The sequence below is a fragment of the Salinibacterium sp. SWN248 genome (genome assembly GCF_015864575.1).
Classification (GTDB): domain Bacteria; phylum Actinomycetota; class Actinomycetes; order Actinomycetales; family Microbacteriaceae; genus Rhodoglobus.
In genome coordinates, this window is record NZ_JADYWW010000001.1 from 776,715 (window position 1) to 789,760 (window position 13,046).

The 13,046-nt window shown below is 59.3% G+C and carries 11 protein-coding genes; all 11 read left to right on the plus strand.

Annotation, left to right across the window (positions count from 1 at the left end; translation table 11 throughout):
• Window positions 1–88 precede the first annotated feature (88 nt).
• Window positions 89–1,762 carry a GspE/PulE family protein gene (locus tag I6E73_RS03565; protein ID WP_197106481.1) on the plus strand — a complete coding sequence of 558 codons (1,674 nt, stop codon included), beginning with the start codon at window positions 89–91 and terminating at the stop codon, window positions 1,760–1,762.
• Window positions 1,763–1,783: 21 nt separating this feature from the next.
• Window positions 1,784–3,796, plus strand: a complete 2,013-nt coding sequence (locus tag I6E73_RS14810) for a type IV pilus twitching motility protein PilT (protein ID WP_304610968.1) — start codon at window positions 1,784–1,786, stop codon at window positions 3,794–3,796.
• Window positions 3,796–5,037 carry a type II secretion system F family protein gene (locus tag I6E73_RS03575; RefSeq protein ID WP_197123206.1) on the plus strand — a complete coding sequence of 414 codons (1,242 nt, stop codon included), beginning with the start codon at window positions 3,796–3,798 and terminating at the stop codon, window positions 5,035–5,037. The genes I6E73_RS14810 and I6E73_RS03575 overlap by 1 nt, the downstream gene beginning before the upstream one ends.
• Window positions 5,038–5,308: 271 nt before the next feature.
• Entirely contained in the window at window positions 5,309–5,740 is a 432-nt protein-coding gene (locus I6E73_RS14815; RefSeq protein ID WP_197123208.1) for a prepilin-type N-terminal cleavage/methylation domain-containing protein, read from the plus strand.
• 140 nt (window positions 5,741–5,880) lie between these two features.
• Window positions 5,881–7,260: a prepilin-type N-terminal cleavage/methylation domain-containing protein gene (locus I6E73_RS03585; RefSeq protein WP_197123210.1), complete on the plus strand. Its 1,380-nt coding sequence runs from the start codon at window positions 5,881–5,883 to the stop codon at window positions 7,258–7,260.
• Window positions 7,261–7,292: 32 nt separating this feature from the next.
• A complete protein-coding gene (locus I6E73_RS03590) occupies window positions 7,293–7,967 on the plus strand; it encodes a prepilin-type N-terminal cleavage/methylation domain-containing protein (RefSeq protein ID WP_307784215.1) in 675 nt (224 codons plus the stop codon).
• Complete coding sequence (locus I6E73_RS03595) at window positions 7,964–9,715, plus strand: hypothetical protein (RefSeq protein WP_197123214.1); 1,752 nt, start codon at window positions 7,964–7,966, stop codon at window positions 9,713–9,715. Before I6E73_RS03590 ends, I6E73_RS03595 begins: the two co-directional genes overlap by 4 nt.
• Window positions 9,712–10,515 (plus strand): A24 family peptidase, encoded by an 804-nt coding sequence (locus I6E73_RS03600; RefSeq protein WP_197123216.1) that lies wholly within the window; start codon window positions 9,712–9,714, stop codon window positions 10,513–10,515. The genes I6E73_RS03595 and I6E73_RS03600 overlap by 4 nt, the downstream gene beginning before the upstream one ends.
• 19 nt (window positions 10,516–10,534) lie before the next feature.
• Window positions 10,535–11,575 (plus strand): type IV pilus assembly protein PilM, encoded by a 1,041-nt coding sequence (pilM, locus tag I6E73_RS03605; RefSeq protein ID WP_197123218.1) that lies wholly within the window; start codon window positions 10,535–10,537, stop codon window positions 11,573–11,575.
• Complete coding sequence (locus I6E73_RS03610; RefSeq protein WP_197123220.1) at window positions 11,572–12,303, plus strand: fimbrial assembly protein; 732 nt, start codon at window positions 11,572–11,574, stop codon at window positions 12,301–12,303. Before pilM ends, I6E73_RS03610 begins: the two co-directional genes overlap by 4 nt.
• Complete coding sequence (locus tag I6E73_RS03615) at window positions 12,300–13,004, plus strand: hypothetical protein (protein ID WP_197123222.1); 705 nt, start codon at window positions 12,300–12,302, stop codon at window positions 13,002–13,004. The genes I6E73_RS03610 and I6E73_RS03615 overlap by 4 nt, the downstream gene beginning before the upstream one ends.
• The last annotated feature ends 42 nt before the right edge of the window (window positions 13,005–13,046 follow it).

Below are 13,046 nucleotides of genomic sequence, written 5' to 3' on the forward strand. Positions count from 1 at the left end.
TCCTGACTACCCCTCACAAGTGGGGCTAGTGGTGCAGATGTGAGTCGATTAGCGTTGGACTCCGCTAGGACCTTGGGGGGAGGCACGCGTGACAACACTTGCTGAAGTATTGATTCTTCGCGGAATGATGCCGATTGAGAGCATTGATTCTGTAGGAACTTCGCACTCTGATGAGGAAGCCCTCGTCAGAAATCTACTCGACAGCGGAACAATTTCGCCGGCACAACTCGCGTCCGCGCGTGCTGCGCAGGCCGGAGTGCCGTTCGTTGAGCTCGTTGACTTTGCGGTTGACCACCAGGCTGTTGCGCTTGCACCGGCCTCGATTTGCCGCCGCCACGAGGTTTTGCCCATCGCGTTCAGCGAGGGATACCTCGTGCTCGCCATGGTTGACCCCGGCAACATCTTTGCCCTCGATGACATTCGTGCAGCTACCGGTCGCCAAGTGCGCACCGTCGTTGCTGAGCGCAGCGACCTCCAAGCAGCCCTCGACCGGTTCCACCGCGCTGATGGCGAACTCTCTAGCCTCTCCAGTGAACTTGAGCAAGAAGCGACCTCCACGGATGTCGCGCTCGCCTCGAACAACAACGAGCCGACTGAAGACGACGCCCCTATTGTTCGCTTCGTGAACCTGCTGATTAGCCAGGGCATCCAAGACAAGGCGTCGGATATTCACATCGAGCCCGGTGAGCATGACCTCGGCGTCCGCTACCGTATTGACGGCGTTCTGCACGAAATGCAGCGAGCTCCGCGTCAGATTCAGAACGGTGTTATCTCGCGCCTCAAGATCATGGCCGAGATGGACATCGCCGAGCGTCGCAAGCCTCAGGATGGCCGTATCTCGGTCATCCACGGTCAGAAGAAGATCGACCTTCGTGTCGCGACCCTGCCGACCGTGTACGGCGAAAAAGTCGTTATGCGTATTCTCGACAACTCGAACACGACGCTCGACCTCAGCCAGTTGTACCTGCTCGAGCACAACGCCAAGATTTACAAAGAGGCGTACACGAAGCCGTACGGCATGATCCTCGTTACCGGTCCTACGGGTTCCGGTAAGTCGACGACGCTGTACACCACGCTTAATGCCGTTGCTCGCCCGGAGATCAACGTCATCACGGTTGAAGACCCGGTGGAGTACCGCATGGCGGGCATCAACCAGGTGCAGGTCAACCCGAAGGCGGGGCTCACGTTCGCGAGTGCGCTGCGCTCGATTCTGCGTTCTGACCCGGATGTTGTTCTCATCGGTGAGATCCGAGACCAAGAGACGGCACAGATTGCGATCGAAGCCGCGCTCACGGGCCACCTCGTGTTGAGCACCCTGCACACCAACGGCGCACCTGCCGCTATCACTCGTTTGATCGAGATGGACATCGAACCATTCTTGGTCGGGTCGGCCATCGACTGTGTCGTCGCTCAGCGACTTGCGCGACGCCTCTGCGATCGATGCAAGCAGCCTGCGGCTCACAACCCGCAGGATCTCGTGAACTTGAAGGTCGGCTTCAACCCAGAAGGTCCGATGCCGACCCTGTATGCACCTGTCGGGTGCACCGTGTGTTCCAAGACGGGATACCGCGGTCGAATTGCACTGCACGAAGTGATGGCAGTGTCCGAAGAGATCGAACGTCTCGCTGTTGCTCGTTCGTCAAGCGCGGAAATTAGCCGCGTAGCGATCGAGCAGGGGATGCGCACTCTGCGCATGGACGGTTGGGCGAAGGCTCAGCTGGGCTTGACGTCCATCGAAGAGATTTTGCGCGTCGTCGCATAAGACGAAGTACCTGGGGGAATTATGGCTAAGCGGATCTACGACATCCCGTCGCAATCGGTAGACGAAAGTTTGTTCACACCGAAGGGGCAGAGCGCACCGTCGGCTCAGAGTGTCCCTGCGGATGCTCCACCGCCCACACCAGGAACCAGTGTTCCCGGTGTTGGCAGCCCGCAGGCGTCAGCGGCATCGTCGTTCCCCGAGTGGGCGCAGACGGGTACTGCGCCGTCGGCTTCGGCCGCAACGGTGCCGGCATCGCCCCTTCCGACGATTCCACCGCCGTCTGGCTCGATCAAGAGCACCGACACATCTGCCGCTTCGGCACCTCCCGCACCGCCTGCCCCGCCTGCACCTGCAGCGCAGGCTCCGGCTGAGCCCGCCGCTACGCCATCAGCGGATGCCGCTGCCGAGGGTGGGCGTCGTGCACGCCGCATGGCTACCGAACCGGTCACTTCGATCGACTCGCTCGACGAACTGTTCCGCCAGGCCGCCGCCGGCGCGATGTCTCAGACGTCGGCTGCGACCTCAGCCGCGGGTGCTTCGATGCCGGTGCCAGAGGCTGCACCTGTTGCCGAGGCTCCGCCTGCAGCACCCGTTCCGTCGCCGACAGCTGCCGAGGTTCCGTACTTCACGGAGGACTCCTCCGGCGCCGGCGATAGCCCGACCGAAGTTCTGAACGAGGTCCCGTTGGATCCACCCACGATGGCATTCCCGCCACCGTCGGCTGCTGCCCAGGGAGGCCTTCTGGATCTCCCGGACGCCGCGCCTGAGGTTGATGGGGCGCTGAACTTCCCGCCGCCCGGAGTGGACGAGGGGCTCTTGAGCTTCACGAGTGGTTTCGGTGCTGCCGAGCCAACAGCTTCGCGTGAGTCACAGCTGCTTGCTGTTCCAGAGATCGTCGAAGAAGCGCGCGAACCGCGCCCTGACATGGAACTCACGGCGCGTGAAGGGTCGAGCCCTGAACTGCTCGACGCGCTCAAAGAAGTCGTCTACACCGGCGCTTCTGACCTCCACATTTCCTCTGGTGCTGTTCCCATGATCCGTGTGGATGGTGGGCTGCAGCCGTTGAAGGGAATGGGTGAGTGGGATAAGGACCGCACTCGCGAGGCACTCTTCAGCATCCTGGACGCAAAGCAAGAAGAACAGTTCCTTGAAGTACTTGAGCTCGACTTTGCTTTCGAACTGTCTGAAGCTGCTCGTTTCCGCGTGAACTTCTACATGGATCGCGGAAATCTTGGAGCGGCCTTCCGAATCATTCCTACCGAGATCAAGCAGCTCAAGGATCTCGGTATCCAGGAGTCCGTGGGCAAGTTTGCTGGCCTGCCGCGTGGACTCGTTCTCGTGACAGGGCCGACCGGTTCGGGTAAGTCGACGACGCTCGCCGCGTTGATCGACCTCGTCAACCGCACCCGTGCTGACCATATCGTTACGGTCGAAGACCCGATCGAGTTCTTGCACGGCAACCAGAAGTCACTCGTCAACCAGCGTGAAGTTGGCCGCGATACTCACTCCTTTACGGCAGCGTTGAAGCACGTTCTGCGTCAAGACCCCGATGTCATTCTGATTGGTGAGCTTCGAGACCTTGAGACGATCTCCATTGCGCTCACCGCAGCAGAGACCGGTCACCTTGTGTTCGCAACCCTGCACACGCAGGATGCTGCTCAAACCGTTGACCGCATCATCGACGTCTTCCCGCCGCACCAGCAGGGCCAGGTCCGTACGCAGCTTGCGGCCGTGCTGCAGGGCATCGTCTGCCAGACGCTCGTGCGTCGAGCGACAGGCAAGGGACGTGTGGCGGCGACGGAAGTTCTCACCATGACTCCTGCTATCGGAAACCTCATTCGTGAGGGCAAGATCTACCAAATTCCGTCGGCGATGCAGGCGGGTCGGAGTGGCGGTATGCACACGATGGACCAGCACCTTGCCGGTCTGGCTAAGTCGGGCGCTATCACCGAAGAAGCCGCACTTGCAAAGTCGCATGACCCTGAGGGCATGCATCGATTGATGAGCGATAGCTCGACGAGAGTACCCAACTAATGGCTGCACCTTCTTCCACCACCAAGTCGTATGAATACAAGGCTCGTGACCACTCGGGCAAGGTCGTCAAAGGCCGGATCGACGCCTCGAGCGAGAACGCCGTGCTCACCCGCTTACGCTCGATGGAGATCAGCCCGATCTCGGTCACAGAAGCAGGCGCCGGCACTGGACTGAACAAGGAGATCAATATCTCCTTCTTCCAGAAGGGTGTTGGTCTTGATGATCTCGCAGTGATGAGCCGTCAGATGTCAACGATGATCTCCTCGGGTCTCTCTTTGATCCGCGCGCTCGTCATTTTGTCGGAGCAAACCGAGAACCCGACCCTGGCTAAAGCCTTGGCTGAGATTCGCCAGGATGTCGAAACCGGTGGCACGCTCTCGGACGCGTTCGCGAAGCACGGCACTGTCTTCCCGCCGATCATGATCCACCTCGTTCGCGCGGGTGAAACCGGCGGGTTCCTCGACAACGCACTTGAGTCGATCGCTAACAACTTCGAGGGTGAGGTTAAACTTCGCGGAACTATTAAGTCGGCGCTGACCTACCCCGTCGTGGTGCTGATCATGGCTATTGCGGCTGTCGTCGGCATGCTGCTCTTCATCGTTCCGGTCTTTGAACAGATGTTCGCGGACCTCGGCGGTGAACTCCCGCTGCTCACCCAGATGCTGGTGTGGATGTCGGATGCTATGACGATCGTCGCACCGATCTTGGTCATCGGAGGGATAGCCTTCAGCGTCTGGTGGGGCAAGAACAAGCACACCGAACGAGTGCGTAAATTCCTTGATCCTTGGAAGTTGCGGATGCCGGTCTTCGGCCCACTGTTCCGCAAGGTTTCCATCTCACGTTTTACCCGCAACTTCGGCACCATGCTCGGCGCCGGCGTGCCTATTCTTCAGGCACTTTCGATCGTGGGAGAGACCTCGGGCAACTATGTGATCGAGGAAGCTCTGCGCCGGGTCGCGGATGCTGTTCGCTCGGGTCAGTCGGTTTCGGCCCCTCTCGCAAAGGAGTCGGTGTTCCCGTCGATGGTGACCCAGATGGTCGCCGTGGGTGAGGACTCCGGTTCGATGGAGGTCATGCTGTCGAAGATCGCTGACTTCTATGACGATGAGGTTCAGAAGACTACGGAACAGCTCACAGCGCTCATTGAGCCTCTCATGATTGGCGTGATCGGTGCGATCGTTGGCGTCATGGTTATCGCCCTGTACATGCCCATCTTCGCAATCTTCGATCAGATTAATTAGCGCCTAGCAGCCCCAGGCGGGGGCATCGCGACCCGAGTCGCGGTGCCCCCGTTTGGTCTTTAACAGGCGCTCTTACCCGCGAACGGGGCGCATATTGTGGTTCGACGCGCTTGTGACCCCTCAGACTGGGGGCGTGATTCGGGCAGTTCACCCCCGTTTGTGGGATTCTCAGGTAGCCCACATGTTGAGAGTATTTTTTGTGGGGGGCTGAGAAGCTAATTTTTTCTGGGGGCCCCTGTCCAAGATCCGAACCACAGACAGGAAATCCAAAATGATTGCACGTTTGAATGACGCACTGCGCAGCAAGCGCTCCGACCTCGAGAACGACCAGAAGGGCTTCACCCTTGTTGAGCTCCTCGTTGTTGTTCTGATCATCGGCATCCTCGCCGCGATCGCTATCCCCTTCTTCCTCAACCAGCGCCAGGGCGCTTGGGAATCACAGGTCAAGTCGGATATCGCCAACTCCGTTATCGCAGCAGAAACCTTCGCTGTGAGCAACAACGGTTCGTTCACTGGTCTCGACGAAGATGCACTCGTAGCCAACGGATACAAGCAGACTCCGCGAGTTGTCCTGGACAGCGTTGCAATCACTGACGCAACGTCATACGTTTTGACCTTCTCTCACGAGGACTACGTCGACGAGACCTGGGTCTACACCAGCTCCAACGGAACAACCGTATTCTCCGGTGACCCGACTCCGTAACCCTTAGCTAGACCGTGAACGGGGCGTCGCCAAGCGGCGGCGCCCCGTTTTCACACCTCGAGAGTGATCGCTCTCACCGGGAGAACCGATCTCCCCAGAACGACTTTCATACCCTTAACACCCGCAAGAAAGGGCTCATCATGCTTAAGGTTCTACAGCGTCTTCGTAGCTCCGACGCAGGAATGAGCCTTCTTGAGGTTCTCGTCGCAATGATGATCTTCGCGATCGTCTCGCTCGGCGTACTGCAGACTCTGACAACGGTGCTGGCTATCACCCGCGACAACCGCGCTCGCGTTGTCGCCACCAACTTGGCTGCTCAAGAAGTTGACCTGGCGCGCGACGCTGGCGACGTCTTCACACTTTTCGACGACACCTACACCAAGACGCTCAATGGCGACGTCTTCACCGTGTCTCGCTCAACGGCTTGGGTGCCATCGAGCAACGCCGACGCGACCTGCGGCTCGGGTGGCGGCACGCTTCAGTACAAGCGCATCAATATCGCCGTCACATGGCCGAACATGCGTGCGGGCACCGAAGCAGTGCAATTTGACACACTTCTAGCTCCGAATGACCGCATCAACGACCCTGACCTCGGCACTATTCTCGTCTCCGTCATTGGCGGTTCTGGTGAAGGTTCCGAAGGCGTAAGCGTCACCGCGACTCCGGCATCTCCGTCTGAGGGCGCTCAGAGCCTCGCCACGTCGCCCGCTCCGACAGATTCAGATGGCTGCACCTTCATCTTGAAAGTCGCGCCGGGCAACTACAACGTGGGCGTCTCACGCTCGGGCTACATCACTGATGACGGGCAGACCAGCTCACCCAGCCAGCTCACTCAGGTCGTGGCGGGAACCGCAAGCTCGGTCTCGTTCAACTACGACGACGCGGCTAGTTTCGATGCGAGCTTTATCGCTGCTTCCGCACCCGCTGACGTCGAGATTTCGCGAAACATGGATCTCTCCTTCCTCAGCTCGTACGGCGTTCACACCGAATCGAGTACTTCCTCGAGCTTGACCCGTAGCGTGGATCTGTTCCCGTGGCGTTCAGGCTATGTAGGAATCGCGGGCACCTATACTCCGAAGCCGGAAGACCCAGACAGCACGGCGGAGTACTGCGCCTCGCCGAATCCAGCACTGTGGCCAGAAGAGGAAATCGCCGGCGTCACCTACCGATCTCCCGACCCCACTCCCGTCGCCGCGAATCCCGGCGGAAGTGTCGACATGGTCGTTCCCATGGGGCTCGTCGATGTGAGCTCGCTTGCGGGCACGCGAATCAGAGCGACGTCCACAGATCCGGTCCTCGGCAGCGGCGATCCTGGCTGCACGGAGTCTGTCAGATTGAATTTTCGGACTCTGAATTCGAGCACGCAGAACATAGCATTGCCCTACGGCACGTGGGAGATCGAGCAGCGCATTGGCAGCTCGTGGGTCCCCGTGGGCCTAGGTGACATTCTGAGTCCGATCATTGGACCGACGGAAACAGTAGCGGGCATTGTTACGGTCGATCCGCGGGTGGCTTCCTAATGACAAAATTGCGCACACTAGTCTTTAGCCGCGTGTCTCGCCTTCAGCGTGAGCAGACGGGGGTGACCTTGGCTGAACTCATCGTGACCATTGCACTGATGGGCATGTTGCTGGCGATGGTGATGACGATCTTCATCACGTTTACGCGCACCTTCGCTGTCGAGCGGTCAGCTACGGCAAATACGTCGGCGGCCACGATTGCAATGAATGAACTTACGCGTGTAATCCGCTCCGGCACAGAGAATCCTGTCGCCTCGGTCACGTTGAACGAGCCGGTTTTCAGCGTCGCCAGTCCAGAGAACATCGTCTTGCAGGCGTACCTCGATACTGACGCGCTCAACCCGGAACCAGTGAAGGTTCAGTTTCAGATCACTTCGGATCGCACACTGGTAGAAACCCGGTGGGATGCTCGGGCACTCTCTTCGGGATATTTTTCGTTCTATAACACGCCGTCTTCCGAGCGAACCGTCGTCCGTCAAATCGCGACCGGCAGCACACCCGTTTTTCAGTTCTACACGGAAGACAACGTTGAGTTGACGATGCCCTCGAGCGGTGATCTTTCTGACGCCAATCGCCGGCTCATTGCAGCAGTCAAAGTGACGATGACGGTGCAAACCGACGAGACCGGTGAAGCCAAGACCGCGACTCTCGAAAATACCGTAGGTATCCCGAACCTAGGGTTCTCCAGGATTGGAATCGACCGATGATCCGTTTTCTTCGCGCTCGCCTCGGCGGTGAGCAGGGCGCCGCCCTTCCCATGGTGATTGGTATCACCGTGGTCTTGGGCCTGCTGGTTACCACCGCTGTCGCCTATGCCACAGGCGGTTTCCGCCAAGCAGCGGCGACTCAAGAGTGGTCCGCCTCACTTGCTGCCGCCTACGCCGGCGTTGAGGACTACCAGAGCCGGCTCTCCGAAGACACCTCCTACGTGCAATACGGCAACCCTGCCGCCGAATTCTCCGTCACCAGCGACGTGCGGCTTCCGACGGGCACGAACGCGAATGCAGCGTTCAACGTAACCGCGGGCGACCCTTGGGTGAGCATCGCTGGAAGCGCGGACAATTCAGCCTTCCGTTATGAAGTCGACAATTCTGAATACCAGAGCAGCGGCACCATTCGGGTGCGTTCCACCGGCAAGGTCGGCAGCGAAACTCGCACGATCGTGGCCGACCTTCGTCAGTCTGGATTCATCGACTTCTTGTATTTCACCGACTACGAGATCATGGACCCGACCTTCAGTAGCGCGAGCACGAACTGCGTGAAGTATTGGTGGGATGGCCGAGACAGCATCTCCGGCAACTGCGGCGAGATCGCATTCTCCGGTGGCGACACCATCGACGGTCCCGTTCACTCGAACGACACGATCCGTATCTGCAGCGCCAGCTTCCTTGGTGCTGTCACCACGAGCTACCGCCCGTCAAGCGGAGTGAGCTACAACTCACGCGACTCAAACGGCAACTATTGCAACGGTCAGTACTTCGAGGTTCCGAACTCGCCGAGTTTCAGCCCTGTAATCGGAATGCCAGCGACGAACTCGCAGCACTTGCGCGAAACTCGCTCGGATCTCACGACCGACGGTGTCGCCCGCCCTGGATGTCTCTACACCGGGCCCACGTCGATCACCCTGAACTCGAACGGCACCATCAACGTCCGCTCGCCGTGGACTAAGAAAACCCAGATCACGGGCTCACCGGCGACTGGCGGTAGCACGCCTGCCACATGCGGCAGCATCACAGCGCTGAACAGTACCTCGGGAGCAACCTTCACACTGCCGCCAAGTAACGTCATTTACATACAGAATGTGCCAAGCGTGTCCAGCGACCCCAACTACTGGTCGAGCTCCAGCCGTCCGAGCGGTTTGAGCTGCGTAGGTGCCAACAACCACACCGACTCGAACGGCAACGGCAATGGAATCGGCTATCCGATCAGCTCGGAAACAGCTCCGAGCGGAAGCTACGGATGCCGCAACGGCGACCTCTTCGTCAAGGGCACCCTCAGCGGCCAGACCACGCTGTCGGCGGAACATTACATCTATATCACCGGCGATATTAAGTACAACAATGCAGACGAAGACGTCTTGGGCCTAGTCGGAAACGACGCGGTCTGGGTCTGGAACCCGACTACCGGCGACAACCGCTACTACCACAGCACCTTGCTGAGCGGCACGAACCGTCGTATCGATGCGGCTATTCTCTCCGTCGGCCACACCTTCGCAGTGCAGAACCCGAGTATCGGAAGTGGCCGCGGAACACTCACGGTCAACGGTGCTATCGCGCAGAAGTTCCGTGGAATTGTACGCAGCGGTAGTGGTGGATATGTCAAGAACTATGTTTACGATGGACGCCTCAAGTACATCGCTCCGCCGAAGTTCCTTTCGCCCGTGACCACCACCTATGGTGTGAACGTGTGGATTGAGGTGGAGCCAGCCTTCGAGGCATCGGGTGCCGCTCGATGACAGCAACTGCCCTACTCGTCATCTTCGCTGTGATTCTTGGTCTAGCCGTCGGCTCGTTCTTGAACGTCGTGGTGTGGCGGCTGCCGCGTGGGGAAAACCTCACGTCGCCGCCGAGCGCGTGCCCGAAGTGTGAACACCGCATCCGCTGGTACGACAACGTTCCGGTGTTCGGCTGGCTGATGCTCCGTGGTCGTTGCCGCGATTGCTCCGAGCCCATCGCAGTTCGTTACCCCCTGGTCGAAGCAGCGACGGCAATTGCCTTTGGGCTTGTCGCGGCGGTAGTCGGCGCCGAAACCAGCCTTATTTGGGCATTGCCAGCATTCCTTTACTTGGCTGCCATTTCAATCGCGCTGACTCTCATCGACCTCGACACGCAGACGTTGCCCAATCGAATTGTGTTGCCGTCAATCATCGTCGGTATTGTGCTTCTGGCTGTCGCCAGCGCTGGTACCGCAGACTGGGGAGCGCTCATCGGAGCTCTTCTCGGCGGCGCTGCACTCTTCACTTTTTACTTCGTCGTCGCCATCATCCAGCCTCGCGGTATGGGCATGGGCGACGTCAAACTTGCCGCCGTGCTTGGCCTCTATCTGGGGTGGCTCGGATGGGGGGTCGTAGCAGTGGGTGCCTTTGCGGCATTCTTGCTCGGGGGCATATTTGCAATCGCACTGCTCATTATTCGACGAGCAGGCCGACGCACAGCCATCCCATTTGGGCCGTGGATGATCGCGGGCGCCTGGGTAGGCATTGCTTTCGGTTCACAACTGTGGAATGGATATATGGTGGCCGCCGGTCTCGTCTGACCGCGGCCCGGGGGGAACTATGGGAAAGAAATTAGTGGGGCTGGATATCGGCTCAACAGCAATCCGTGCTGTTGAAGTCGAAAACCCGCACCTTCAGAAGCCAACGGTGCTTCGCTTCGGCGAAGTGTCTCTGCCCGAGGGCGCCGTTCGCGCCGGTGAGGTCATCGACTCCGCCACGGTAACGGCATCTATTAAGAAGCTGTGGTCAGCGAATGGTTTCCGCACTCGCGATGTTGTGATGGGCTTTGGCAATTCCAAGGTCGTCGCGCGCGATGTGAAGGTGCCACGGCTGCCCCTGAATCAGGTGCGTGAGTCGCTACCCTTCCAGGTGCAGGACCTTTTGCCGGTTCCCGCGTCGGATGCGCTGCTCGACTTTTACCCGGCTGCTGAGGCGGACGGCGAGAACGGCCCGATGTTGCAGGGCATGCTCGTGGCCGCGATCAAGGCTCCCGTCTTAGTGAACGTGAATGCTGCATCCGCAGCGTCGCTTGCCCCCGTTAACGTCGATCTCGCGCCTTTCGCGCTCACTCGTTTGTTCTCCACGCCAGAGCTGTCGACGATGACCACACTGTTGGTGGATATCGGAGCTTCAACGACCACGCTGGTCGCGTTGGAGGGACACGTTCCTCACTTCATCCGTTTCTTGCCTAACGGCGGTGCGGATATTACGAAGGGCATTTCGCAGCGCCTCGACATCTCGACGCGCGACGCAGAAGCGATCAAGCGTTCGGTCGGCGTCGTTGCGGCTCGCGCCACAGCTGAGCAGCGGCCCGCTCTCGAAGTGTCGTTCGAACTCGTCAATGAGACCTTGATGGCAATCCGTGCCACGATCGCGTACTTCCAGAATGCGCGCAACAACCGTGCAATCGATCGCATCGTGATGACCGGTGGTGGCTCGCAACTCTTGGGCCTCGTGGAGACTGTCTCAGAATTCACGAAAACGCCGGCATCGTTGCCTGACCCGTTCACTATGACCACGGTATCTCGCGGTCTCAAGGGAACCGGGTCGCCGTCTGATATGGCAGTGGCACTGGGATTGGTTACGGGGGTCTCCGCATGAGCGACGACAAGAAGAAGGCGCCTAAGGCTCGTAAAGAGCTGAAGGTCCCCACTGCGTACCCACCGTACGTCAATCTGCTTCCACCCGAGGTCGGCGAGAAGAAAGCCGCAGCTCGAGCACGTGGGCGGGCAATCTTCGTTGCCATCATCGCGATAGGTGTCGTAATCCTCGCTTCAGTGGGAATGAACCTGTACGCCCTCCAACGCTACTTGGCGCTCGAAAACGCGCGTTCGCTTACGCAGAGCTTGCTTACGCAGCAGGGCGAGTACAACGACGTTCGGGTTGCGGATCAGATGGTGCAGTCCGCCACGGGCGCCCAGATCTTTGCGACTTCCACGGAAGTTTCCGTGGAAGAACTCGTTACGGCTCTCCGAAGCAAGCTTCCCGAGAGTGCCCTGGGCATCATTGCCTACAGCTTCGAGACGGCCACGCCTCTGCAATCGTTCGGCGAGGCCCTGTCGGTGCTCGAACCGGAACGAATTGCTCAGTTTGCGATGGAACTCAACTTTGCGAGCGTTGCTGACGCTGATACCTGGCTTCGCTCGGTCGCCGATATCGACGGTGTCCTTGACGGGACTCTCGTGAGTGCTGAGTACGAAGAAGAGCTAGGCAGCTACACCGTGAACGTCGTCGTGTACATCGATAGCGATGCTCTCGTGCACCGTTTCGATGAAGTCGAGGCTGAGACACAAGTTGAGGAAGCCACTGAAGAGGGGAGCGGATCATGACCATGACACGCTTATGGACGTTGATCGGCGTGATCGCCGTCGTGATTATTCTCGCGGCCGGCTACGCCGTCGGAGTTGGTCCGGCCTACAGCGCCGCTGGCGATTCAGATAGCCAACTGGCTGATGTGGAAATTCAGAATCAAGTGCTGGCTGCTGAGCTCGCACGTCTGAAGGGCCTCGACGATGATTCCGCGGATCTTTTCGCGGAATTGGAAGAGCTGCAGCGCGCGATTCCCGCAGCGCACAACACCTCAGTTTTTGCGGCGCAGGTCGCGACTCTGGCGATGAACGCGGAAGTCACTCTGCTCGACATAAGCTACCTCAGTGCGGAAGAAGCATTGGCGGTAGAAGCTGAAGCTGCCGCCGTCACAGAAGCTGAGGGCGACGAGACCGACGCTGACGCGGAGGTTGCTGCCGAAGCTGGCGCGGCTCCCGGCACCCAATCGGTGTCGTCCGTGCCCGGCCTAGTGGCAGTAGCCGTGACCATCAGCCTGGACGGCGACCCGGTCGCGCTCCACCAATTCTTGGAGAACAGCCAAACAGGACTACGCACGCTCACCTTGAGCACAGTCACAGTCGATAACGGAAGTGGTGAGGGAACTTTCGAGATGCAAGTAAGCGGCTTCGTCTATGTCCTTCCTGGCGCTGACGTCTCGACCTTGAACGCCGACACTGGTGCTGACGGCACCACAGTTGGCTAGTCTTTCCGCACGCTGAAGAAGAACGCCACGACCTTTGGGTCG